Here is a 25,380-nt window from a genome sequence, read left to right on the forward strand (position 1 = left end):
ACCGAGAACGAAGCTGAAGACCACGACACCAACAACGAATACGCCGAGAAACCATAGGACCGCTGCCCCACCCATTGCAATTGTTCCGAAAAGTCCTGCTAGCCAAACGATCACAATTAGCAGAAAGATCTGCATCGAACTTCCTCTCACCTAATGTGCGACGGCCCCGGCCGGCTACTTCCAGTACCCACCGTGCTCATTGCACGTTGAGCCGGTGTTGTTGCACTTGCTGCACGTGAGCTTTCCGAACATGCCGCTCGCTCGGCCTCCATTGCAAGACGAGCAGTCATGAACTGGTCGCTGGCACTTCCTACAATTCGCCATGTCGAGTTCCTTTCAGTTGAAGTGGCGTTCACAACCATGCCTGACTCGGACGTCTCGCTCATATAGTCCGTTTGAACGACAGGCCGCAAACCAACCCTCCCAGATGCTCCGGGGGTTCGGTCTTCTCTGTGCACGGCGACAACACATCTCGCCACACGAGAGGAATATGTCCATGTATTCGACCAGTCCATCAGCAACCGCACCCGGCTCCGAACGTGCGTTGGCTACCTTCCGGCACGCCGTCGAGAACGTGCCCGCCTACACAAAATTCTTGTCGGCACAAGATTTCGATCCCGAGTCGGTGCGTTCGGTCGAAGACTTTGCCGATGTTCCGGCAACAACAAAAGGGAACTACGTCGCCGCTTACGGCCTTGACGAACTCATGCACCGTGGAGACGTCACCGGAGCACGAATTTGGTCGTCGAGCTCCGGATCTTCGGGGCAGCCGACGCATTGGGCTCGCTCCGATGTGTCTCTGACCCACAGTGTTCAGCTTCACGCACGCATCATGCGGCAATTCGGTGCGGACAAGCGATCGACGCTACTCGTCGTGTGCTTCGCGATGGGCAATTGGATCGGAGGAACCTATACGTTGCGCGCGGCGGAGGAACTGAACCAGAGAGGGTTCCCATTGTCCGTTGTCGCTCCGGGTGTGGATGTCGAGACCGTTCGCGAAAACGTCGCCACCCTGGGAAAACACTATGAGCAGGTTGTCATTGCCGGTTATCCACCGTTTGTCCGCGATGTTTTGGACGGCGCAGATGCGGCGGTCGTGCGCCAGGATCTGAAGCTGCTGCTCGCTGGCGAGAGTATCGGGGAATCATGGCGAGACGGAATTCTGGATCTGATCGGAAAGTCGGGGCGGACAGAGGACGTGTGTCTTGTTTACGGGACAGCAGACGCGGGGATGATGGGGCACGAAACTCCGACGTCGATTTCCTTACGCCGTCTCGCCCTCGAACACCGCGATGTCGACGAGGCTCTGTTCGGTGGTGCCGCCGCGTCATCGACTCTCGTCGAGTACGACCCCGCCTTCCGCTACACGGAAATCGATTCCGACGGTCGTCTGCTGTTCACAGTCGACAATTCGATTCCATTGGTTCGATACAGGATCAACGATGTGGGCCGGATCTTGAGTCCACACACCCTCGGCGTGAAACTAGCCGAACTCGGGCACCGCATGGATCTTCGAACATCCTCCGGCGAAGCAGGTTTTATTGTTCTCCAACGTCGTGCCGATGTAGCGGTGTCGTTCTACGCAGTCAATATCTATCCCGAACCTGTTCGTGTAGCCCTATCTCACCCGCAGTTGGTCGACACGATCACGGGAAAGTTCGTTCTCGCTCGACGATCCGGCATCGACCTTCGCGATGTGCTCGAACTGAGGGTCGAGTTGCGCCACGACACGGCTGCACAAGAGCGAGCGACGACAGAGAAAGCGCAACTGATTTGCCGAAAGGTGGTCGAAGCTCTCTCATCGTCCAGCAGCGAATACCGCGAACTACTGCAAATTCTCCGAGAACGGGCATTGCCCCGTGTGAGTTTTCATCTATTCGGCAGCACTGACTTTCAATATGAGATCAAACAGACCCAGGTGGAAAAGGTGAGCGCATAATGATCGAAATACTGCATCCAACAGAAGATTCCGCACGTATCAGGACACTGATGGCTGCGGATTCGGGGCTCCGGTTCGTCGATGCGTGGAGTACTGCACGCTCCGAACTTGCCGCCATCGATTCATTCGGCGACGCGGACCGACGCGACTGGAACGATGACCGCGTCGTCGAGTGCGCGAGTCGCTACATCGTGTATCCATGGCGATCAACGCTGGTCCGGTTGCCCGACGCAGAGATCTTCTACCGACTTCGCACCGCTCGAAACCGCTACTTGCTCGACGACGACGAGCAACACACATGGGGCGGGGCACTCATCGGGGTCGCCGGACTCAGCGTTGGATCCTCAGTCGTCTCCGTGTGTTCCTTGACGGGCGCGCGTCGGTTTCGCATCGCAGATCCTGACACACTGGGGCCAAGCAATCTCAATCGCCTAGCTGCGTCCGTCTGCGACTTGGGCGAGCCGAAGGTGACTCTTTCACAAAGACGTCTACTCGAAATCGATCCCTATACCCAGGTAGATTCCGTCTCTGACGGGTATTCCGAATCCGCTTCGGACAAGTTTTTGGGCGGTGAAGATACCGAGCGCCTATCGGTGCTGGTGGAAGAGATGGACGACCTGGCGATGAAGGTTGCCATTCGCAGGCAGGCGCGGGAAAAGCGTATACCCGTCATCATGGCGACTGACAACGGCGACAACGTCCTTCTCGACGTCGAACGCTACGATCTCGATGCTGACTATCCTCTGTTCCACGGTAACGCCGGCGAACTGGCCAGGTTGAATAGAAATGAACTCAACGACCCCGCGAACCGCGCTCGGATCGCCAACGCGATCGTCGGATGCCACGTCACCCCGCGAACTCGTTTCTCGCTCACCGAAGTCGGACGGACTTTGCCCTCCTGGCCCCAACTCGGTACGGCCGCCACAGCGGCCGGATCCGTGGCAGGGCTGGCTGCGCGCCTGCTGGTGTGCGGTGCGGACCTGCCCTCACGTCGATACCGCTTCGATCTTGACAAGATTCTACTCGGCGATGCTGCCAATTCGGCTAGTCGCTGGAACGAGCTCGACGAATACTCGTTCACAGCCCTCATGGAGAATCGCTGATCACGGGAATCGATCTCTCGTCAGACCATGTAGGAGCAGTCCACTGATGAAACTCGCCCGCGGGATCGAGTTCTGGCCTCGACCGAGCCAACACCCCATTCGCCAATTCTTGAGAGCAACCGCTATCTCGGGAGTTCGGTCACAGCCACCACGCGGAGTGACCCCGCGACGGTTCTCCATTCTCATTGGTTCTCAAATGCTGGCCTGGCTACCATGCACCCGATCGAGAGGACGCGCATTGCGCACTCCCATCTCCCATCTCCCACAATGATCCGGGTTTGAGCTCACGCGAAAAAGAGGTAATACTCGCCTGGATTCGGTGCGATTCCAAGTCGGTCGTCTCACGAACCTTGTTCATCGCACCGGGAACAGTCAACACTCACCTGACTCGGATTTGTTGCAAATACGATGAAGTCGGCAGAACGGCATCTACAAAGAGTGCCTTACTGGTACGCGCATTGCAGGACGGGTTGATCGCGATCGACGAACTCTGACGATTGGCAGGGGTCTCCTGTCGGTCCATCAGTGGATACACACCACGATCGTCGAGACCTAGGGTTGAGCGCGCAGCGTACAACCCTAGGTCTGCTGCCTCACAGGGAGCGATCTTCGATGGGCGACTACGGTGATACGGCTGATCCGCGATGGTCGATCTACATGGTTGCCAAGATCCCCGAATATACCGATGTGCGAGATGAAATTCTGCATCGCTGTCGATCTCAACAAGCGAGCATCGACGGTGACCGTCTGTTGCAAGCAGTCGTAGCTGCATCATGGGAACGCCTGCGCGAGTTGTCGATCGGGCGGCGCGACATCACGTGGGAGGCATTGTGCCTGCTTCGTGCCACGCCCGATTTCGACCATCGGAAGCTTGCCGCATACCTGAGCACCAAGGGTGCTGCAGGGATCGCTGTCAACGACAAGCTGAGCAACTACTTAACCCACGCGGTTCCCCGGCGACTTGCAGCCCTGGTCGACTGCGGGAACTTCGACATAGAGTGAGCTCGAATTCGCCTACTTTGCAATAGGTTCGGCAGGTCTGGCATCTGCAACCGTGTGGGTCAGCGATGCCCACACGATTGGGGAATAAGCCAGTTCACCCGAGCTGGATTCCCACTCCCGCAACCGGCTACGTTGCCACTCAGCCACAGCCTCAACCGGATTAGCTTGATTGTGTGCGCGGTCAACGCTGAGCGCCAGGTCAACCGTGGGAAGCACCGATCGCCTTACCCCTCCAATTCTGTGGAATGCATTGTCAGTCGGAAGTGTCCAACGGGTAGTGGTCACCAGAGAGGCGCCGGAATCCAGCAGAGCGACTACCAACCCAAAGGTTTCGGCAGACCGGAAGTCCACACCGCCCTCGCACGCGATGAGAGCGACCCGGCAGGGAATGGGCCAAATCTCGTGCCCGTAGTTCCGCCGCTTCGATCCGTAACGGCGCCAGACTTTTTCGTCCGAACATTGCTGAGTCCCCAGTAGGAAATCCAGTGCACACAGCGGCAAATGGTAGCCCTCCCGAATTGGTACCATTTCACCAGAGTCCATCGGGGGGCGCACGACCGCAGCCATTCCCCACATGGCATTATCTGATGTGCGGCCTCCCGCTGTATCAAAGAGGTGGATTGACGCAGATCCCGGCTCGTCCGGCCTCGCCGACACATGCCCGAAGTACAACATCCTCGATCGTCCTGTTTTCAGAGCTTCTGACAATGCCACCCGGTCAAATTTTCGTGGCACGCCTGCGCTGACATCGATGCCACCGGTCGCAGCGATTTCATCTGAAATACCGTCAAGCAATGCATTTTTCGAGAGCCCGGCCAGCGTCTGCCGAAAGCCGTGATCGATAGCCGATGCAGGCAGAAGCGGGTCTACAATGTGAAGCGGCGGGAGGTGGTGCACGTCGTCCCAGTGCGGAGGCAGGACGCTTCGATGAGCGTGAACTGTCGCCGGCGGATCGAAGGTCACCACGGCAATGTCGAGCAGTCGCCGATAGGTGTCTACGAATAGAAGTTCCCACGGCACCCGCGCAATTCGAGGACTAGGGGTGATCCTGACGTGAATAATGCCCTGCGCATCGAACCGCTCACCGAGTTGTCGACGCAACGCTTCGGGGAGCACCGCCTCGGCGAGCAGAGCAGCCAACCGTCGCTCGCCTTCGAGAGTAGCGAACGCACCGCTGCGAAGCGCGCGTGTAGCTGCCGACTCCTTGGACTCGATCCCAGTACTCGAATCTTCCAACAACAGCGGCGCAATCAAGGCACTGTCAAGCAAAGACACTGCTGCGAAAAGGGTTTCGCTGTCGAGACGGATGGCATGCGGCACGTTGGGCATATCCATCCACATCCACGACAGATACGTGGGGCCGGCATCGGCTGCCCTGACGAGGACAACCGGGGCGTCTCCGTGACCCACCGCTACCACCGCGCTCCCCCCACATCATGGTCGGATTCTCTACGCACGATCAACAATTCACACAGGAGGGGATGTCCCCCCGCCGGGACATCGTTGCCCGACTCCACAGCTCGCACATAGCTCTCGATCGCATCGATTCGCTTGGTCAACAGAACATTCAATACAGCACTGCCGTCACTGAATTCACGTACCAAATTCATCAGTATCTCGACCGCAAATTCGGCGGCCTCCAGAGATTCCCGGATGAACCCGCGAACTGCGGACATCGCCACTCGCCGCGTGGCGTAATCCGAAGACGAATCAACGGCATACCGTGCAGCAACTGCGGCGCGTCTCGAGCACCATGATTCGACCATGAACCTGTCTACTTCAACCAGCGCAGTGAGGGGATCGCCAACACGAAGATCACGTAGATCGGTAGAAGCGTGGAAGACTCCGAAACATGCGTCGGCGAAGGCGTCCTCGCTTAAATCCAACATCCCGACCAGGTTGTGTCCGTTCCACGTCATCGGAGCGGTCGACAGCAGCGTCCCCGATCTGCGATCCGCCGCATAGGCCGACATCTCACACGCTTCACGACAGTTCGAATCGACACCGGACGCCAACTGCGCCGACAGGATCACACTCCCGGATTCAGTTCCTGCCAGGAGCGTCGCCTCCAGATCCGGGGTGCCCGCGCCTTTCCAGGCGAGAATTCGTAGAGGAAGAACATGCGGATCAGAGTACCCGCTCGACACAGTGGTCCGGACTGTTCGAACACCGCCTGCCATGTCGGTGTCGACGAGACCATGCGACGCAGCGTCCACCAACTCTTCGATCCACCGTCGCAGCGTTTCGTCGTCGAATGTGGTGATTGCCTGTACTTGCGCAGCGATACCGATCATGACGTGGCCCCACGCGGTCTCCGATAGAACGTCAGCCGCTGCGAGAGCAACGATTGCCAGTTCATCGGCTGCGCTGCTGGACAACTCGCCACCGAGACTTTCGTCGCCAAGAATCTCCAGCATCGGAGATGCGATCGCAAAGCGCCCATATGACTCGACCATATCTCCGACCAGGTGTCGCGAAGTAGCGTCATCGAGCATCAGAACACCCTCGTCGATCGGCGCCACCGACCAACGAGCAATTGCTGCGGTCAACGCACGCCGAGTCCACAACGGATTTAAATGCACTGCAGCACAATATATTTCGCGACCATTGAAAGCACCTGCGAGACGCTCGTGGAAATCGGTTTCGGCGCATGCTCCTGACAGTGCCTTGGCGTCACTTCCCTCCGCAATGCGCCAGCGTACTACCGTCGATGTATCCGCCGCATCCACTACTACATCGATTCCGGCAGCAATCGGAACAACCACTTCTGCGACGGAAGGGGCAACGTCGCCGTCCCAGTAAAGATCACCGCCATCAAGTCGGATCGGTTGCAGAGTCATCGATTCACTCATCTGTTCATCTCCGTCAACTCGGTCCACCCGCGGCGATGCTTTCGAAGGTCCTGTAGAACTGCTGCGGATTTCTGTGCCCAGGTTTGCCCGACGGCTTTGTGCCCGACGAGTTCGATACCATCGCTACCGATAACATCGTCGTCGCCGATCGCCATCGCCAGGGAACCCTGCAGGAGTTGCAGAACCAGCGTGATCGACTTGTCGGGGGTTGGGGCGAGTGTGTTCGTAGGCTTATGAATGTCGAACAAGTGACGTACCATCGCCCGAGCCGCACCGCGATCGACGAACTCAGCGATTTCAGAAACAGAACCATCGGAAAGTGCCTGGGCGTCCGATGCCAAGATGTCGAGAACGATCTCGCGTTCCCAACACGGCCACGGCCCGTCGAACGCTCCGCCCCACGGATGATTCGATTCGATCAGACTTTTCGAGACGTACGCATGCGCGCGATCGAACAGGAGTCTCATCAGCACACCCCGATAGCCGAGTGAAACGCCGATCGAGTGTACAGACGACGAAGCATGGTCACTCTCTTGTTGTGCCTCAGGGCTTGTCGACTGCCTTGCCGATTTGAAGACCTTGCGCTGCAAATCCTGCGTCGCACGATTGAGGTTCGACTTGTAGACGCGCACTACGAGGTCATCAGTGAGCTCCACCTCGTCGATGTGAAGCCTCACAAGATTTCGGCGTGCACGACGCCATCCTTCACCGACAACGTCTGAGATCGTATACAGGTTGCTGCCCTGCACCAGTGGTATCTCCGAGTCGGTAGCCGCGATACCTGTCTGATCGAGATACCAGTGCAATCTGGCATCGGCGAATTCGATTTCCTCGACTGTGGGGAGGCGGTCCGCGATGTCGGGTTCACCGTACTCATCAGTCATTCTTTCGATTGCAGCACTGAGAATTTCGAGATCCTCCTGCTCGGACACATCGGCGATTCGATCGAGATAGTCGACCAGCCTGCCGCTGTACGCGCGCACTGCCGAAGCCACTATCGCGTTCTTGAATGGTTCGGCGTCAGCGACAAAACGATCAGCGTGGCCACGACTGGAAACGACCGCGCCACACGCTTCCGAACCGATCATCGCATTGCGAGCTGCCGTGCGTGGTGGTCCGTCCTCGTACTTCCGTATTGCCGACGCCATGGCCCGAGGCAAGTTCCGCGGCCGCTCCTTCCTCACATTCTGAACGACGTCTGCCGAGCATCGCGCAAACGGATCTCCGTACGCAGCGGCAATGCCGCACACCATGTCCCAGATTTCCACGCCGATGGCCGTTTGATTGGTACCTTGCCGCATCCGCCGTGCAGCCTCCGGGACGGTCAACTCCTCGACCCATGCTCTCGTTCCGAGTTCACTGGTCCACTTCGCCAGATCCTCGGCGAAGTGCTTGACGTTCGGCTTCGGTGACGGTGACGCCTTGACCCACAGCTCGATCAGTTCGTTTCTCGTAAGGGATGCTTCTGCCCGCCGGCCGTCGCCGAGTTCACGGCCGATCCACCATCCACTGGTGGTCAATTCGCTGTTTGGCAACATGTCACCTCCTCCCCGGAATAGAGATCAGAACTGAACTTCCAAGATTAGTCTCATTGAATGACTTTCGGTCGCGGGTGAACTCGTTCATCATTAACTCGATCGACAGGTAATCGTCCTTCTTGTTCGAAACCTTGCGACTATCGAATCAGGCAGAAGGCAGAGTCGACAGTGTCTACCGAAATCGCGTCATGAGCGCAATCGTCATCGTTCTTGCGTTCATGATGATGGTGACGTACTTCGTCCTCGGTGGGCAAGCCGGCCGCTCGGGTGGGCTGTCCCTCCACAAGAAGTCCGACAGTGGCGAGAACCGGTTCGGCCGATCTTTCCTGGCAGGATTCATAGTTCTGAGCGCACTCGTCGAGTTGGCGCCATCCTCGGGTTCGACCTTCGCCTCCCCCATTCAGATAGGCATAGCAGTCGCATTGTTTTCCCTGGCAACCGGCCTTTTCAGGGGGATTCCCGGCGTCTCCCTCGGGACCGACCTTCTCTATTCCGTCATCGGCCTTATTGCTCTGGTACCGGCATTGTCGGAACTCACCGCACCGAATATTTGTGGCATCGATTCGAATGTTCCCGTACGGATCGCCGGTGTCGCATTGTTCGTCGTAATCGGGTCGCTGAGCGGTACCGCGGCCTTCTTTCTCGGAGGCGCAAAAATCAGCGAGATGACGGTCGTTGGTCTCGCCTGGTTCGGGGCTATCGATATCGTGCTGGCATTGACCTCACCGGTCGGAGTCGCATCGGGCCCGACGCCTCTGATTCTCGGTCTGGTCGCCGCCGTTGTTCTGGGAGGTATCATTGGAGCGAAACCGGAGTTGGGTCTCCTGGTAGTAGGCACTGCGCTAGGGATTATCGTGCTGCTTACCTCGGCATCCGGGATAACCACTAGTTGCGACGAGGTTGATTCCGTGGGATCTGTGACAATGTTCGTCGCCTTTGCCGTGATATTCGGCCTCGGCCGATTGACGATCGGAAAACTCCTGCCCGGACGCGTCCGATAGCGATGGACGACCAACTCTGGCCAAGTCAGCTGTATCTGGACGGAACGGCGCTCGTCGCCGATGGCCGCGCCGGCGATGCACTCGGCCCTCTGCAACTGGCTCTCGACGTCTGCATCGAGACCGGAGAATTACACCAGATCGCGCAATGTCTGCGATGGATCGGGATTGCACAACACGAAATCGGACTGGCCGAAACTTCGATCGAGACGTTGGGCCACGCGTTGGACATGTCGGCCCATGTAGACGACCCCGAACTGACGGCCGACTGCTCGGGCTTGCTCGGTGAGGTCTACGAAGAGGTCGGCAGATTCGACGACGCAGTCGAGGCGTTTCGTCGAGCCGCAGTCGGATTCTTCGCCATCGGGAACCTGCCGGATTCGGCGGACTGCCGTGAACGCGCCGGATCATGCCTCATCGAGATGGAGGACGCCGATTCCGCCAGAGTCGAGTTCATCACGGCGCGTGCTCTTTACGATGAGAAAGGCGGTCCGTTGGACGTTGCTCGTTGCCAGTACTTCATCGGGCTCACCTCGACGGTCTCGGGGCTTGCCGAAGCCGAGATCGAGCTGCGCGCGGCAATCGAGTACCTCGCTTTGGTCGAGCACCGCGATGCCGAAGGTGACTGCTGGGAGCAACTCGGAGACCTCTACTTCGACGCCGGTCGCATTGCGGACGCGGTGTCGTCGTACAGTGCCGCGATCCCACTGCACACGAGCACTGGACAGACGAGTAGCAGCGCACACTGCTACAGACAGTTGGGACTCCTGCAAGTACATCTCCGCTCCCCACTCGACGCGATCAGTTCCTTGTCATCTGCACGCGAACTTCTGGCCGAGGAGCATCCGGATGAGGCAATCGGTATCGATATCGGACTCGGAATGATCTACGAGGATCTGGCTCGGTACCCCGACGCAATTTCCGCCTATAGCCGCGCGCGGCAAGCATATACAGATCTCGGTGACACCATCGGCGTGGCAACGTGCACCATGCACCTGGGAACTGTCCGAATGACGTCGGGCGATCTGACCTCTGCCGAGAACCTGTTGGCCAAGGCACTGTCGGAATTTGACGCGTCAGAGCAACCGGTGTTGCGTGCGACGTGCCTGCGGTATTGCGCGGCACTCTCGCGCGAGAAGTTCCAGTTTTCCGCCGCAGAGAGACTTTTGAACCAGTCGCTCGGGCTGATATCAAACTTGGACGAGCCCGAGTTGGAGTCGGATTGTAGACAAGATCTGGCAGTACTGCTGATGCAGAACGCCGAATACGAATCGGCAATCGAGAAACTCGAATCTGTTCAAACAGCATTCGCCGGCTTGGGCATCTTCGAGAAGTCGGCCCAATGTCTTCAAACCATCGGTGTATGTCTGCTCTCTCTCGGACGGTACAACGATGCCGAACGTGCACTACTCGAATCTCGAAAAGTATTTCTCGACAACGGAATCGAATACGGAATAGCAACAAGTGACTCACACGTCAGTCAGGTCTATCTCGAAACCGGAAGACTCACGGAGGCAGAGTCGGCGTTCTCCCGGGCTCTTGCGACCTTCATGGAACTCGGCTTGATCGACCGAGTTGCGATGGTCGAGCAGAACACCGGGGGCTTGCATATCGCTAGAAAGAACTTCGACGCGGCCGAAGATGCATTCACCCGGGCCGCAGTTCTGTTCGACAGACTCGGCCAACGCGGTCGAGCTGTTGTGTGCCGCTGCAACATCGGGGCGGTCGCCTTTATGAAATCGGATTTCGGTCGGGCCAAGAAACTCTTGACGGCAGCACTGGAAGACTTCGGACCAGAACTGGCCTATCGACGAAATGTCGGCTGGTGCGAACGCAACCTCGCGTGCGCCGAGATCATGGAGGGAAATCATGACCGGGCCTTGGTCCACCTCGGGACTGCTCGGAAGCAGTTCGAAGACCTCGAGACCATGATCGACGTTGCAAAATGCGATTTCCTGGCTGCTGCGTCCATCGACCAAACGTCCCGCGGTGAGCGTCTGCGGCAGGCCCTCGAGCTTGCGCTTCCGGCCGTTCGCTATCTCAACGCACAACGGTTCCAATTCACGCTTGCCGGTACGCGAATGGCCTGGGAAGCAACCATTGCGCAATGGATGGCCGAAATATTTCGATGGGCCGATCAATTGGGCGATCAGTCGTTGATGAGCGAGCTCATCGAATCGACTATCAACTCCGGAACACACGTAGCAGCGGTCTCGGTACATCCCGTCACGATGCTGGTGGACGTCGAATCGACATCGCCGGGGATGGTAACCGGCGCTGCCGCCTCGATGATGGGCGGAGCCGGTCTGCTCGTTGCCGGTGCGGTACTCCCGATGGTCCCTCCGCCACTACTGCGAATGCCTAACGGAAACATTGCACTTGAACGTTACCTCCACTCGATGACCACGCGATACGGCAGCACCGCGGCGTCTGCGATGGTGACGGTGGCTTGAGGCCGACCTTCACTGTACGTACGTCACCGCGCCCTACGAATCAGGCCCGACGTCATTCCGGCGATCGCGTCCGCGATTCCTCCGGAGTCCGCCATTCTCGCCGTGGAATCCCGCTCATCGGAGATCACGGCAAGCATCTCGGCACTGGCCATCCCCAAACCACAAGTGATGATTCGGATTCCGTCCGCCGTCAGAAGAGAAGCCGCTCTCTTTGCCGCGTCGACCGGCCCCAGGTCACCGTCACCGAAGATCGCGAGGACTCGGTCAGCGGCCGGGCGTGCCATCAGCATCTTGTGCGCCTCCACCAGGCACGGAACTATGTCATTGCTGCCGCGGACCTGCGCAGAATCGAGAAGCTCGCGTGCCGAGCGCGGCGACCGCTCCAACGGCGTGCGCCCCACCACGTCATGATCCCAGAGAAGCATGCCGACGGAGTACCCGTCCTCGACCGCCTCGTCGATGAATCGAGCGCAGCCCGTCTTTGCCTCCACGAGCCGCTCTCCGTACATCGACCCACTGACATCGAGCGCAAGAATCACCGAACCACTCAGGCTCGCCTGCAAGAGTTCCAGGTTCTCACCGGGAGGCGATTCGGTGACCGGGTCACCGCCGAACTTCTTCTTCGTCCAAGTTGCCATTCCACAGACCTTCGCTAGGTGGACAACATCAGGCCTGCAACAGCCTGCCGCTGCTCGACAATTTCGCCGTCGTCGAGTGTTCCTTCCATGAACGCTTCCATCGACAGTGGTCGATTTCGACCGTCGGTCATCTCCACGGACAGGCGACCGTCGACGGCGACCGAGATCAGTACCTTGATTTCCGATCCTGCTGGCGCCTTCTTCGGGCCGGAGACTTCACAGTCGAAAATGATCCGGTTGTCAGCGGGATCTTCGCTTTCAACCGCACCGGCCTGTTCGTACAGGCGGATACGAACCTTGTCCTGATTATCGAAGATGGTCGAGACCGCGGCCACGGCCTTCGTCACGGGCAACTGCGTATTTGCCTTGAGGATGTGTCGGACATACGGCTGCTCTCGCCACGGATGCGCACTCGAATAGATGAGCAGCCCAATCGAACGGGGCAAAACCGAGTTGATTCGATCAGCGCCCGACAACGCGTGCACCGCCGAAGCCCCCGCCAACCGACTCGCCAGCCGAGCAGCGCCCTGCGCCACAACTTTGTCCGGATCACCGATCAATATCGGGACGTCGAACATTCGGTTCAGTTCATCCCGGATCATCGGGAGTCGGGTCGAACCACCCACCATGAGGATCCGGGCTACCGGCGGCGCACCGAGGGACGCCGCTGCCCGTCGAACGCGTTCCACGGACGCATGACATTGCAGAACCAGGTCTCGGCAGACCGCATCGAACTCGCCCTTGGTCACGGTAATACCGAACCGCGCCTTACCGAAACGAAAACGGCCGCTGGCACTTTCACGCACACTGAGCTCCCGCTTCAGCCGTTCTGCCTCGGCCCCGACCACGGCAACAAATTCGTCGTCGTACCGGCAATCGTCGACGTCCTCGACGACAGCCTCGATCTTGTTCCACAGCAGCTCGACCATCCGCTGATCCCAATCGAGGCCACCGAGAGCAGACTCCCCGTCGACGGCCCAGATCCGCGGCGGACCGGACAGCGTTGCCGCCACAACCGCCACGTCGAAAGTCCCTCCGCCCAAATCGAATACCAGGGACGAACCGACCGCAGAGTCCGCAGCGTCGTAGGCATAGGCCGCTGCGGCCGGTTCAGCGAGCAACTCGAGACAGTTCAGGCCCGCGATTCTGGCTGCCGCGAACGTCGCTTCCTTTTCCGCAACACCGAAATACGCCGGTACTGTGATGACCGCCTGGATCTCGGAAATCCCGACTCCGAGAGCCAACGCGGCGTCCTCGGCAAGTCGTCGGAGAATTATTCCGGAAATTGCTTCCGGCGTGTACGCGACGCCGCTGAACTCCTGACGGTGGTCCTTTCCCATGGACCGTTTGATTCCGACCACCACATTGTCGGGGTCCTCACCCATCATCTCTTTGGCATCAAAGCCCACCGACACTTTCGAGCCGGAAAAATGCACCACCGACGGTGTGAGTTCCCGATCGTCGGGTGTTCGTACCAGTTCGATTCGGCCGGTGTGATCGGCTGTATACACGCACGAGTACGTGGTTCCGAGATCTATCCCAATGGCAACCATCGATCAATCCCAGGGGAACGGGATCAGGCTCGAAAGCTGCACACGGATGTTCTGCGCCCACGCGTACCACTGATCGAACAACTCCTGGCCGCGCCCGTCCTCGAGCAGATAAGCCGTCGACAGCCACGCCAGAATGATCAGCAGGACAATATGTACCGCGCTCCACGCATAGCGGAAGGTCCAATAGATTGCCGGGATTCCGTTTCGCAACTAAATTCACCTACCTAACTGGGACTCGCGACAGACGTCGCGAGGAGAGAGATCTTGGTGTTCGACACGTCGAGCACCCACTGCAGTACCGCGACGGGGTTCCGCGGATCGTCGAGAGCGAGCGCACTCATGGAGTCCACCGCAAAATAGGTCACCTTCTCGAAGTCGTCTTCGATACGCCGCACCAGACCGTCCTCGCCATGACCATTCAGCCACTGGCGAATTCCTGCGGAGTTTCCCGGCATTAGTTCACGACCGGCATTAAGGCTCTGCAGGACATCGGTTTTGGTAAGAACGACGGCCAGATTCCTTCGGCGCAAATCGACATTCTCGGCTCGTAGTCGGTCGACAACGCTGGCGTAAGCGTCCTCCTGATCACCGACCGCAATCTCGACGCGGCGTGCGCCTCCGCTCCGCTGTACCTCCTCGCGGACGTTCTCGAAAGCGAGCGGATCCAACACCACAAGCAGAACTCCGGCACTGTCCATGTAATGGAGACTCTGCGTCATATCCATATTGGTGAACGACTCTCCGGCCGCGTCCATCATCTGAATCTCGATGGTTCGACCATTGACATCGAGTCGATACGGGAGTCCCTCCGGTTGCGCCCGGACCGGAGTCTTGGCCGTCTTCTGTGATGTCTTCACAACATCTTTCGCGGCCGCCAAGAAGTCTGCCGACGCGGGCGACAATGGAACGATCTCCCCACCCCGAGTTTTCACGTGCGCGTCGAGAGCCACGGTACTGGCCGCGAACAGTCTGGTCTTGCCCGCACCGACACTGCCAATCGTCGGGATCTGAATTGTGTACCGCGTACCTGCTCCATCGGCAAGGGCGCTGTCACAAAACGGGCAGACGGCATCAAGCACTTTGGCTGCCTTACCGACCGTCGTCGGCAGGCTCGTCCGGCACGCGCAGCGTCGACGAATCATGCCCAACGGACCCGGTGAGATATCACGATGAATGACCTCGCAGATCGGATTCTTGCACTTGAAACTGGGCGTATCCGTTTCCCGGTAGCAGACATGGCACTTGAGAGACGCTTTGGCGCGTCGGCGTCCGAGCTTCTCGCTCCACCGATACAGCGTCACCCACACCACCTGGATCACGTACACCGCACCACCGAAGACCAGCATCGCGATCAACCAGAACGCGATGGACACCCAGGTGGCCACGAAGAATCCTGCAGTGGGTACCGCAGCGAAGAGTATCCAGAGAAAACCTGGAGCAGTCGTCGTCGCTGCAGACGCCACACCTTTCGAACCGGATGTGGCCGAGCCCTTGGATTTTCCAACCTTCATTACCGACGCAAGATTCGCCGGCCGAGTCCGGCTCCACACGGCGCGAAGGAGCAGCTTTGTCTCGGCGGTCACCGCGAGAGCGTCCAAACGAGCCTGGTACGGGTTGTACACGGGCCATGCCCGGTCCCAACCGAAGTGCTTCTGCATTCCCCTCGGCGGAATCTTCATTACCTTGTTGTCGACAACTTTGTCCGGAGTTGCGATCGCAGGCTTGACGGACGCTTTGCCGCTCAGTACCCGCAGCGGTATCAAGAGGCCGGCGATCAGTCCGGCGATCAGTCCGGCCGAGAAGGAAACAATCCAATAGAACACAAATAGCGCCAGCATTCTCATGAAAAGCGCAAGAACCACCCACGCGACGAAGACTGCTGCAGCAATTGCGATACCCACAAATATGAGTGAGCCCAGATCATCCACGGATCAGCCCTCCTTTCCGAACAGTCGCTTACCCCCGCGGACAAGATTTCGAGCCATGCGGCCTTTCTTGCTCTCTCCCAGCAGCTCGTCCCACGCGCCGGCCCACTCGTCAGGAAGACCCCGTTTGAGGTCCTCGACCTGCGTCCGGCTTTCCCGGCTGTCAGCCAATTCCGTGAGGAAATCCGTGGCACTGTCCGCCTGGATCCCGAGCCCCTCGACGCTGTGGAACAGCGCGACTTCAAGCGTCAACGCCGGCTCCCGCTCGAACCGTCGTCTCAATTCCTCTGTCATCGCAGTACCGCAGACATCGCCGGCCTCACGGATAAGCCTTCGCAGTGCTCGCGTATCACGCGCATCGATGAGCAAGCTGCCGATCTCGATCATGAAGAACGATCGACAGGATCCGATCCGGGCGGCAAACTCATCAAGTGCGCGATTCTCGGGGAAGTCGATAGATTGATTTGCCGCAGCGTAAGCTCTTGACAAGAAACGCATTTCGTTGAGTATCGGGTCGAGATCACGACTCTCGATCCGAACCCCTCGGCCGAGTAGCGCCCTCAGAACCGGCCGTACGGCCGCCCCTTCACTTCCGACTTGCTTCCGGATGCGATCGATTTCCTCGGCAAGCCACCGACCCAATGACGGCGATACAATTCGGGTGCGATCGATCCATTGGCCGATCAGACGAGCGTCTGCAGCCAATTCGACACCGGCCAACACCACACTCCATGCGCCCGGGGGAATCGACGCGGAACGACGCTCGTCACCGAGCAGAGTTGCGCGTTTTTTCGGCGGCACCACCGCAATGCGCGCCGCGGCGATCCACCCGTCTAGCGGCGTGCGCATTTCCTCGGAAACCCAATCCCATTGCCCACCAAGGAGATCTGCGGTTACATCCCGGTCACCCTCTTCAAGCAGGCCAACTACGCGCTTCACGGTTCCCACCGTGGTTTCGTGCCTATACATTCGGTGTACCCGATCGCCCGACAGCCCCGGATTCCTTGCCCAGTACTCCTCGAAGCGTGCGAGGCCATCACGGACAGCCTCCGGATGAGCCTCGAGTGCAAAGGCATTCGCAACCACCATCAGATCCGACATCGCCTCGGCCGGAGCACCGTTAACGGCTTCGACCCAGCTATTTTGGTACTGACGTATATACATTCCCAACGCCGGATCGGCCGGGGACTGAGTCGACAATTCATTCATCTCGTGTGCCCAGGCGATGACCAACGCGGAGTGGTCCGACACAGCTCGAAGTGTCTGGGCCGCAATACGGAAACCGAACTCGTCAGCACCTACCCGCCGCGCCGACCACAATGCCCGCGCAGCAGTTCTCACATAGTCCTCGGTGTCGAAATGTGCTTGCTGAGCGGCTGCAGAGAGCTCGTCCGCATACATAGCCAGATCGTCGGCTTGTCCCGAGTCGACCAAACTGATGACTGCCCGCATGGCGGCGTCACCGTCACCCTCGACCAGACCGGAACCGCCGAGTTGGACCAAGCGCGCCACCCGAGTCGCATCGTCGGCCCCCATCGCCGACTCCCAGGTACGCGCCAACTCGACAGCAGCCAGAGCGTCCTCGGCATCCAACTCGGTGAACCACTCGGCCTGATCACGAGCAGACCGAGACACCTGCACCGGCGTTGTTTGGCGATTGAGTACGTCGAAAACATTGTAGGCGCCGCCACCGACACCCAGCGGCGGCGGATCGAACACCGAACTGGTACCGACAATCGCCGCGTCCACCGCTAGCGGGTTCTTGACCAGCGCAGCGAATTTGACGGAAACAGCCAGTTCGAGATCGAGAAACAGCGTGCCCAGCGCAATCCACCTCATGACTACCTCGAGGTCGTCGTGGACGATGACCAATTTCTTCGACCGCTCGGCGACCGCCTCCTCGATCATCGTGAGGAATGCCGGAAACATCTCGATCGCCCACGGATCGTCGAGCAGTCCGTCCTTCAACTCGGACGCCTCGAACTCGGGATCGATCTCCAGCGGAGTAACCCAGGACTCGAGGTTTCGCTCTGCCTTCTCGAGACACCATCGCCGCGCACCGAACAACTGAGCGGGACGATAAGGCGCGAAGTCCGCGATATCCCCAGTCACGATCGACTGAGTCAGCTGATTTCCCGGTCGACCGTTGTTGGTCTTACCCGTCGAACGCCCGCGGGCCAGATAAAACCGGTCCCCGACCGGTCTATAACGACACGACGGCGGGTGAGCCAACGGATCGTTGTCGATCGACCAACCCGTCACCACCTGGTGCAGCAGATACTCCTGCACCGCACGACGATCCACCGGTGTGAAACCTTCGGACGCACCTTGGAAGTTGAACCCGTCGACCCCGTCCAAAGATTCCGCTCCGGTGCTGTCGGTGTAGATCGAGACGTCGAACAACGCTCAGTCCTCCTTCGCGAGGAACCCACGGTCCGCCATCAACCACAACAGTGGATCGGCGACTCGGTGCGGAAGGAGTCCACGGGTGTTGACCTTCAACTGCTGGTACTCCGGCTCCGCCCCGAGGGCCGACGCACCGAACAGGCGGTAATTCTCGTAGTTAGCCTCCAACAACCGCAGCAGCTGCCCACCGCCCCACCGATCGATCATCGCCGCCACATGGTCATGAATATCCCGAGATTCCGCGTCGTCGAAATACGGCAGACGCTGGGCCGGCCGACGCACCGGATGATCCGGCGGAATGTCGTCGAAGAACGCGTCGATCTTCGACACCACCACGGCCACCGGCTGCTTGATCCGCTTGTTCTTCTTCGTCCGCTCCGCAGTCTGGAGGACCGTGGTGATCGCTCGCAGAACCGTCTCCGGCTCGGTCTCGAGGCTCTCCGGATCCACCCCCTTGGCGACGGCAAGATCGCGATTGCCCGAGAATCCGAACGGATCGAGCAAGATGATCACACCGTCGGTCGCCCCGAGATAGTGCTGACCGAGAGCTCGATCCTCGGTTGCCAGGTCCTCACCCGCGGAGTCGTAGAACGAGAATATGGTTGACACCTGGCGGTCCCGATTGCCGAAGCCCTTCTTCGCATACCGCCACTCGAATACCGCCGGGATACTCATCCCCGTCGACTTCTGAGCAGTCTGCTCCGGAAGCGAGCCACCCTGGTTCTCCATGCCCTTGAGCAGAAGTTCCAGATCCGAGGAGAGTCCCGCCTTGCCGCCGGGGGAATCGATCGACGCCTGGAATCGCTGCGCAATAGTGGTGTAGAGATCGCGCTGCAGGACTGCCAGCATCACCGTCTTGCCGGATCCGCGGACCCCGACCAGACCGAACATCGGCGAGTCGCTGTCGAAGTTGCGCGGCAGTCGGGAGTGGCAATGCGGACACACTCGAATTGCACTTTCAGAACCACAGAGACCGCATGTCGCCTCGTTGCGACTCAGCTTCTGGGCTCCCGCGGCATCAACGATGGTCGGACGAACAGGAGTCGCGTCACCGAAGTACTTCACCCGATTCTGATCGGTGGCTTCACCGCAGGCCTGCTTGCCGGGCGCCGCCTTGCCCGAGCAGCGCACCGCCAACGCGTTCGGGTTGATCTGGTCGTAACAGTAAGGGCATGCCGTTGTCCGCTGGAAGATTCCCACAGTCAACCTTTCAACATTGCAGTCGGAGGATCTTGAACTTTGAAGTCGCTGCCGTCGGCGGCGAACAGCCGCACCCAGAACGGACTCGGCATCTTCGGAAGGTCGAACTGTCCCGTGGTGGTCGATCCCGACGAAAAGTCAAGGCGCAGAGGCACTGTGACGTCGTCGATTTCGACGCGCGTCGGCATGATCTTTCCCGCCCGCACAACCGCAACCAACGACACCGGTCCGGAATGGGACTGCGACGTCGCAGTGACTTCGACGGGCTTGCGCTTGCCGAATCGACTCCCCGGAATATGCAATTGGTAGCTGACAACCGGCGTAGGCACGTCCACCGGGATCGATACCGGAGCCGAAGTCCATTCGCGCCCGTTTCCGAACGCAATTGTCGCAACTTCCAGCGCCCGGATCGACCCCGCCGACGGCAACCGGACTCCGCCGCTCTGCCGGTACTCGGCCCGGGTAACTACCGTGACCTGCGCTCCACCCGCACCCTGCCACGTCAACCGACTCGCATAGTCGCCGTGCGGCCATACCCAGGACACAACCAGTTCGTCACCGAAGCGGTCTCCGCGTGCATCTTTCGGCGATGGTGCAGATCCCGCGATGTGTGATGCGCCGATGACACTCCGGCCGGAATCGACGGTGACGGCAACAAGGATTCGAATATCCGAAAAACCCGCGAACTCGAGAGTCGTGGATCCACCGGCGTCCCCGATGATTCCGCTGACCTTTCGGCCACCCATGCCGTCGAGAGCTTCGATATCCATCACCGTTCCGACCGGCGGAACCTTCTCGTCGACCGGCAACGCCCACAGCTCGACCGGGACACCGTCGACCCGGGCCCACGCTGCGCGAAATCCCTGCCGCCCGTTCTTCAAGGTGGTCTCGTAGATCTGGAGATCTTGTACTGCAGCGATGGTCCCGCGCGGCGTCGCGTCGACCGTAACCTTGTTCGACAGGACTTTCGACCCGTCGGCCAGTACGTAAACTGCCTCCAGAACAATGCGATAGCGCTGCCCGGTCACCAACCCGGACAATGTCACGTGCGATGCCCCGCCGGTATCAACCGGAGTACTGGTGCCCGCCGTGTCGATCACAGCGCATCGAACGCCGATGGCATCGGCTGAAATTCGCCACGATGCGGTGATCTCGGTCAGACCTGCTGTCGCCGTCAACTCGGTCGGCGGCGGTACCGCGACAACGCTCGCCGTGCCGGGGAGGGAATAGACCGATTCGCGGAGCGCGAACACCGCATATTGGAGAGTGCGGCCGATCGGTGCGCCCTTGTCGACGTGGGTCTGTGCTTTGACCGTCGCGATACGAGTGCCGTCACCAGGATTCGCCGGCACATGCCCGTCACCTCGAACGACGGCAAAACTGCAGTCGTCAACACCCTCGAAACGCCAGGTAAGCGCGACATCTCCGGCCGCATTCAGCTTCGCTGTCACCGGAGTGGGCGTAGGGGGCGGGAGCTTGCCGAGCAAACCGACCAACCGCTCGTCCGTCGTGTCGATCCGGACCGCTTCGCGGAGCGCGACCTCGGCCGCACCGAAATCCTGCCGCACACGAGCATCTTCGTACGACGCAACCAGCAACTGCTTCTTGTGCTCCGCAGCTCCGACAACCGACGCGATGCGGGCCAGTTCGGCAGCATCGTGCAGCTCAGGATTGGCTATCGCGTCGAGCATCCGGCGAGCATCAGCGAGGGCACCGCTGGCAACCAGATCGGCTACCTCGTCGAGACCCCGACCGGAATGGTTGTCCACCGACAGATGGGCGACGATTCTGGCTGCCTCGACCCGATCCAAACCGGTTTCGGCGAGCCGCTCGACAACCGTCGCGGACGGCAACTTCTCACCGAGAATCGCTTTGGCTTGGTAGAGCGCCGCCGCAAAAACCATCTCATGCAACGCTGTCGGATCGGTAAAGTCCGACCTCACCAGCGTCAATACCTTCTGCGCGACCTGCATCGCGTCGGAGTCCTTGGCTGTCGTCGCTTTTCGCTGCGCCGCATCGACCTGCGCCGAACCGACGCTTTTGCCACCGTCATAGCTGAATCCGTCGACGACTTTGACGTCCTGTGGCGAACTCGCCTCTCCGAGCAGGAGAACGTCGACGACGCTGCGGAACTCCGGATGCTTGAGCGCCTGCTGAACCACGTTGGGTACTGCGCCGGTCGGAGGCACGATCGCCGGCCGCACGGCAACCCCATTCGCCTCCACTGCCTTGCACAGATCCGAAATACTCGCATCCGGCAACGACTGCGCGCGCTCGGCGAGCTCCTCCTTGGTGACAAGCTTGAGTGCCTGATGCTCGAGCGAAATAGCCTTGCCGAATTCCGTGATCCGCTTCGCGAGCGCCTCACTCTTTGCCGACCGAATCGCCGCCCAGAAGGCCGGATCGCCAAGATCTCGGCCCTGCTCCTCGAGGACATCGAGCAGGCTGGACAGCAGCACCACGCCGCCGTCCGATGTCCGTTTGTTGAAAACGCTCTGCCGCAGTGCCGCCAAGTGCTGCCGAATATCCGACATCCCGGGCGTCACCGCAAACATTTCGGCGATGTCCACCACCCCGAGGGCCGTGAGGTCACCGGTCTCCCGAAGATCGCGGAGCGCGCGCGCCAATTCTCCCTTCTGCGCGCGGAGCCGCTTCTTCAGAACGTCGGCGATATAGGCGTTCTTGTCGAAAGTCATGACCGGGTCATCAGGCCTGACACGATTTCCTTCGCCAGCTCGACTTCCTTCTCCTCGAGCACGGAAATTCTCGCCTCGATCTCGAGTTCTTTACCGGACTGCGGTTCACGCGCCGAAAGCCGGATCAGTCCCTCGTTGTTCACATTCAGCACCAATTCGATAGTCGATCCCCTTGGTAACGGCGGAAGACCGGTGATATCGGCGTCCTTGAGTAATGTATTGGCCTCGATCTCCTCGGATTCGACCTCGCCACCCTGCTCGAAGAGGGCCACATTCACCTGTGACTGATTGTCGACAACAGTGCCTGCCTGCAACACCTCGTCGACGATGGGGAGGGCGTCGTTTGCGTGAACCATAAACCCGACGTACGGGGTTCGCGCAGCGTCTTGCTTGACGAACTTGACGCCGATACCGCGCGAGAGCACATTCTTGATGTTCAATGTCGAAGCGCCACCGAGGAAGTACTTCGGCTCGGCATTGACCGGCACATCGCCCACAGAATCCGAAGAGCCAGCTTCACCCGAAGCGTCGAACGGAACAGCACCGCTCAGCAGAGCCTGTCCGTAGATCGCAGCACCCTTGGCCACCGCAAGGTCGTACTCGGTCGGTACCGGATCCCAACCCTTGGCCCGCAAAGCGCGATCGACCATCGGCATACGCGACGATCCACCCACCAGAATTACCCGGTCGATCTGAAGTCCCGGCTTGATCTGCTGAGCAGTGGCCACCGTTCGTTCGGCAATGTCGACCGTCTGGCTGATCAAATGCGCAGTCACTGCCTCGAAATCAGCGACCGTGATGACGACCTTCTCGTCGTAGTCTTCGAACCTGCAGCGGACCGTCGTCTCACTCCGCTTGGTCAGCGAAATCTTCTTGTCTTCGACGAGTTGCAAGAGTTCGGTCATGAAGTCCGGGTCCTCGCCAGGGTCTGCGTCCGTAATCCCGGCCTGCTCCACGAAACGCTTCACGACGAGCTGCGCAAGCTCACTGTCCCAGTCAGCGCCACCGAGCACCCGGTTTCCGTCAACAGCAACAACTTCCACATTGCCTGGCTCGGCAATCATGACCGTCGTATCAAATGTTCCACCGCCGAGGTCGTACACCAGTAGTGTTTCTTTTTTCTCGCCACGCACACCCACCGACAGAGCGGCTGCGATCGGCTCGGCAATTATGCCCACAACCTCGAGCCCCGCAATTTCGCCGGCCTGCTTTGTCGCTTCTTTCTCTCGCACGCCGAAATACGCCGGCACCGTGATGACGGCCTTGACGATGTCCGTGCCACCCTCGGCGTTGGCAGCGTTCACCATCTCCTTGAGTATCAACGCCGACAACGACTCCGGCGTATACGTGGTTCCGAAGTACTCGAGTGGATGCGTCGTTCCGACGTGCCGCTTGATCAACGAACAACCGTCGTCCGGGCTCGCGATAATCTCGGACTTGGCTTCCGCTCCGACGATCACATTGCCGCCCGGCTCGAAAAAGAGCACCGACGGCGTGGTGTCCAACCCGCTCGCGTTCTTCAGAACCTCGGCCTGGTCGAGGTCATTGATCTTGGCGACCGCCGAGTACGTGGTTCCCAGGTCGATACCGAAAACATCACCGGACACTAGTTCACTCCTTCTGATTCTGCGAAAGGCTCGTTGTTTGATGGCTGCATATCTTGCAGCACAACAGAATTGGGATCGAAGCGATAGACTTTGACCAATGCAGGCAGAAAAACACGCTCGGCACCCACGTACGTGAATCCCTGTCGAACTACGCTGGCCACCTTGCGGTCCAGGCTCTGATCGCCGGTGACGGCGGTACCCCGTGCCGCATGTCGGGTAGCATCGAACTCGTCGTACACCTGTGTATCAAGTGACTCGATATCCAACATGCCGAGCCCTTCTTCGACCTCGTCCGCGAAATAGCCGAAGTCCTTCTGCGACTTCAGATCGCCACGGTCTGCAGCTCGTTGCGCAGCTGAGACAGCTTCGGTGTACAGCACAGCGAGCCGGTTGATCACCGGCTTCAACAGCGTTCGCACCTGGTCACTTTGCAGATCCTCGATCTTGGACTGCATCCGCCGAATAATCGACTCGTACTGTTCAGAGCGCGCATGGAACATTTCGAGTTGGGCTCCCATGGCGCCCAACTTTTCACCGATATCGCCTAAATCGCAGAATTCCACAGTGGAGTTGTCATCGTCTCGAGAGCCGACGTCGACAAGTTTCAGTTCCTCGTCCGCAGTACTGTTTCGCGAATCCTCCTCGTTTCCCGAAACCCCACTGACTAGCGGTTCCTCACTCACGTCGCCGTTTGCCTTTCGTTTGGTGTACCAACCAACAGTTAGTTACTCATGAGAGAATTACGTGCACGCACGAGTGACGCGGCGAGCGCGGGCGCGACAGCCGAAGCAAAATCGAAATGGGAATCGTCCCAGTAAGAAGTAGCCAAACGGAACGTTTGAATATCCGACAATCGCCTCTACCCATACCTTATTTTTCGCAGGTCTCAACTAGCAATCAATGTCCCCATCAGAACCGTCTCACCTTCGGATACAACCAACCATTTCTCCCCCAGGCCAGAATAGAGCCGGTTCGAGCATATTAAACCATGTCCACTTTGTCTGTCGTTCGAATGAAGGACACCACGCAAACCGCACTGTCATTCAAACGGAGGACAATTCGAGACAAGAATATCGTTCAGCTATTCTTACGTGTTTAGTCGACGCGTCTCTGACCCGAAACCACCGATACTGAATTATGTATGGCGTTCCCTAGCGCCCACGACGGCCGATCGCAGGCCAGATCCTCGTCTACAAGTACAGATGCGTCGCCGCGAATATTGTGCCCGATCCGACCGACCCGGTTACCGGCGTGCTGGATCGGGAAGTCCCGGCGAAAGTCGTTGGCGTCGTACTGTTCACGGAAGGCGACCGCGCCGCCTACGAAGCTCGAATATCCGGTCTGTAAGACCCAAACCTTGCCGGCGCACACAAATTCGATTGCTTCGACCACGCAGCGACGAGGACGAGCATCGAGACAAGCACACCATGCGCATGTTCACTGATTCCCGGAGCACGGACGCAGTCAAAC

The 25,380-nt window shown here is 59.2% G+C and carries 18 protein-coding genes; 6 read left to right on the plus strand and 12 right to left on the minus strand.

Features of this window, described 5'->3' with window-relative positions:
* Positions 1–322 precede the first annotated feature (322 nt).
* The 4 genes from DBV08_RS07050 to DBV08_RS07065 all read left to right on the plus strand — a co-directional run bounded on the left by DBV08_RS07050 (position 323) and on the right by DBV08_RS07065 (position 4,044).
* On the plus strand, positions 323–1,939 hold the full coding sequence (locus DBV08_RS07050) for a phenylacetate--CoA ligase family protein (protein ID WP_185564491.1): 1,617 nt from the start codon (positions 323–325) through the stop codon (positions 1,937–1,939).
* The gene (locus tag DBV08_RS07055; protein WP_095969345.1) at positions 1,939–3,042 is read left to right on the plus strand and encodes a ThiF family adenylyltransferase; all 1,104 of its coding nucleotides are present in this window, start codon (positions 1,939–1,941) and stop codon (positions 3,040–3,042) included. Before DBV08_RS07050 ends, DBV08_RS07055 begins: the two co-directional genes overlap by 1 nt.
* Before the next feature lie 278 nt (positions 3,043–3,320).
* A complete protein-coding gene (locus DBV08_RS07060) occupies positions 3,321–3,536 on the plus strand; it encodes a LuxR C-terminal-related transcriptional regulator (RefSeq protein WP_260395342.1) in 216 nt (71 codons plus the stop codon).
* A 118-nt stretch (positions 3,537–3,654) separates the two neighbouring features.
* On the plus strand, positions 3,655–4,044 hold the full coding sequence (locus tag DBV08_RS07065; RefSeq protein ID WP_095969344.1) for a hypothetical protein: 390 nt from the start codon (positions 3,655–3,657) through the stop codon (positions 4,042–4,044).
* A gap of 12 nt (positions 4,045–4,056) precedes the next feature.
* On the opposite strand, the gene DBV08_RS07070 is transcribed toward DBV08_RS07065, so the two are convergent.
* The 3 genes from DBV08_RS07070 to DBV08_RS07080 form a co-directional block, all read right to left on the minus strand.
* Positions 4,057–5,379, minus strand: a complete 1,323-nt coding sequence (locus tag DBV08_RS07070; protein WP_124566969.1) for a CHAT domain-containing protein — start codon at positions 5,377–5,379, stop codon at positions 4,057–4,059.
* Between the two features lie 77 nt (positions 5,380–5,456).
* The gene (locus tag DBV08_RS07075; RefSeq protein ID WP_095969342.1) at positions 5,457–6,896 is read right to left on the minus strand and encodes a hypothetical protein; all 1,440 of its coding nucleotides are present in this window, start codon (positions 6,894–6,896) and stop codon (positions 5,457–5,459) included.
* On the minus strand, positions 6,893–8,434 hold the full coding sequence (locus tag DBV08_RS07080) for a hypothetical protein (protein ID WP_124566970.1): 1,542 nt from the start codon (positions 8,432–8,434) through the stop codon (positions 6,893–6,895). Before DBV08_RS07080 ends, DBV08_RS07075 begins: the two co-directional genes overlap by 4 nt.
* Before the next feature lie 188 nt (positions 8,435–8,622).
* Between DBV08_RS07080 and DBV08_RS07085 the strand changes: the two genes are divergently transcribed.
* Positions 8,623–9,435, plus strand: coding sequence for a hypothetical protein (locus DBV08_RS07085; protein ID WP_124566971.1), 813 nt, complete (start codon positions 8,623–8,625; stop codon positions 9,433–9,435).
* Between the two features lie 2 nt (positions 9,436–9,437).
* A complete protein-coding gene (locus DBV08_RS07090) occupies positions 9,438–11,885 on the plus strand; it encodes a tetratricopeptide repeat protein (protein WP_095969339.1) in 2,448 nt (815 codons plus the stop codon).
* Positions 11,886–11,908: 23 nt separating this feature from the next.
* Here DBV08_RS07090 and DBV08_RS07095 read toward each other — a convergent pair whose 3' ends face one another.
* From DBV08_RS07095 to grpE, 9 genes are read right to left on the minus strand one after another with little or no spacing between them, the layout of a single operon-like run.
* Positions 11,909–12,523: a VWA domain-containing protein gene (locus DBV08_RS07095; RefSeq protein ID WP_095969338.1), complete on the minus strand. Its 615-nt coding sequence runs from the start codon at positions 12,521–12,523 to the stop codon at positions 11,909–11,911.
* A 14-nt stretch (positions 12,524–12,537) separates the two neighbouring features.
* Entirely contained in the window at positions 12,538–14,076 is a 1,539-nt protein-coding gene (locus DBV08_RS07100) for an Hsp70 family protein (protein WP_095969337.1), read from the minus strand.
* 3 nt (positions 14,077–14,079) lie between these two features.
* Entirely contained in the window at positions 14,080–14,286 is a 207-nt protein-coding gene (locus DBV08_RS07105) for a hypothetical protein (protein WP_095969336.1), read from the minus strand.
* A gap of 14 nt (positions 14,287–14,300) precedes the next feature.
* On the minus strand, positions 14,301–16,004 hold the full coding sequence (locus DBV08_RS07110; protein ID WP_095969335.1) for a TRAFAC clade GTPase domain-containing protein: 1,704 nt from the start codon (positions 16,002–16,004) through the stop codon (positions 14,301–14,303).
* Between the two features lie 3 nt (positions 16,005–16,007).
* Entirely contained in the window at positions 16,008–18,404 is a 2,397-nt protein-coding gene (locus DBV08_RS07115; RefSeq protein WP_095969334.1) for a hypothetical protein, read from the minus strand.
* A gap of 3 nt (positions 18,405–18,407) precedes the next feature.
* The gene (locus DBV08_RS07120; protein ID WP_221621590.1) at positions 18,408–19,613 is read right to left on the minus strand and encodes a hypothetical protein; all 1,206 of its coding nucleotides are present in this window, start codon (positions 19,611–19,613) and stop codon (positions 18,408–18,410) included.
* Positions 19,610–22,303: a hypothetical protein gene (locus DBV08_RS07125; protein ID WP_095969332.1), complete on the minus strand. Its 2,694-nt coding sequence runs from the start codon at positions 22,301–22,303 to the stop codon at positions 19,610–19,612. Before DBV08_RS07125 ends, DBV08_RS07120 begins: the two co-directional genes overlap by 4 nt.
* Positions 22,300–23,910, minus strand: a complete 1,611-nt coding sequence (locus tag DBV08_RS07130) for an Hsp70 family protein (RefSeq protein WP_095969331.1) — start codon at positions 23,908–23,910, stop codon at positions 22,300–22,302. Before DBV08_RS07130 ends, DBV08_RS07125 begins: the two co-directional genes overlap by 4 nt.
* Positions 23,910–24,593 carry a nucleotide exchange factor GrpE gene (grpE, locus tag DBV08_RS07135; protein ID WP_221621591.1) on the minus strand — a complete coding sequence of 228 codons (684 nt, stop codon included), beginning with the start codon at positions 24,591–24,593 and terminating at the stop codon, positions 23,910–23,912. Before grpE ends, DBV08_RS07130 begins: the two co-directional genes overlap by 1 nt.
* Positions 24,594–25,380 lie beyond the last annotated feature (787 nt).

Source organism: Rhodococcus sp. KBW08 (genome assembly GCF_003852455.1).
In the GTDB taxonomy this organism is placed as follows: Bacteria; Actinomycetota; Actinomycetes; order Mycobacteriales; family Mycobacteriaceae; genus Rhodococcus_F; species Rhodococcus_F baikonurensis.

Coding starts and splice junctions, on each gene's coding strand:
- DBV08_RS07050 (WP_185564491.1), top strand. CDS start 323: ATGTCGAGTTCCTTTCAGTTGAAGTGGCGTTCACAACCATGCCTGACT.
- DBV08_RS07070 (WP_124566969.1), bottom strand. CDS start 5,379: ATGGATATGCCCAACGTGCCGCATGCCATCCGTCTCGACAGCGAAACC.
- DBV08_RS07065 (WP_095969344.1), top strand. CDS start 3,655: ATGGGCGACTACGGTGATACGGCTGATCCGCGATGGTCGATCTACATG.
- DBV08_RS07090 (WP_095969339.1), top strand. CDS start 9,438: ATGGACGACCAACTCTGGCCAAGTCAGCTGTATCTGGACGGAACGGCG.
- DBV08_RS07095 (WP_095969338.1), bottom strand. CDS start 12,523: ATGGCAACTTGGACGAAGAAGAAGTTCGGCGGTGACCCGGTCACCGAA.
- DBV08_RS07085 (WP_124566971.1), top strand. CDS start 8,623: ATGAGCGCAATCGTCATCGTTCTTGCGTTCATGATGATGGTGACGTAC.
- DBV08_RS07075 (WP_095969342.1), bottom strand. CDS start 6,896: ATGAGTGAATCGATGACTCTGCAACCGATCCGACTTGATGGCGGTGAT.
- DBV08_RS07080 (WP_124566970.1), bottom strand. CDS start 8,434: ATGTTGCCAAACAGCGAATTGACCACCAGTGGATGGTGGATCGGCCGT.
- DBV08_RS07125 (WP_095969332.1), bottom strand. CDS start 22,303: ATGACTTTCGACAAGAACGCCTATATCGCCGACGTTCTGAAGAAGCGG.
- DBV08_RS07100 (WP_095969337.1), bottom strand. CDS start 14,076: ATGGTTGCCATTGGGATAGATCTCGGAACCACGTACTCGTGCGTGTAT.
- DBV08_RS07055 (WP_095969345.1), top strand. CDS start 1,939: ATGATCGAAATACTGCATCCAACAGAAGATTCCGCACGTATCAGGACA.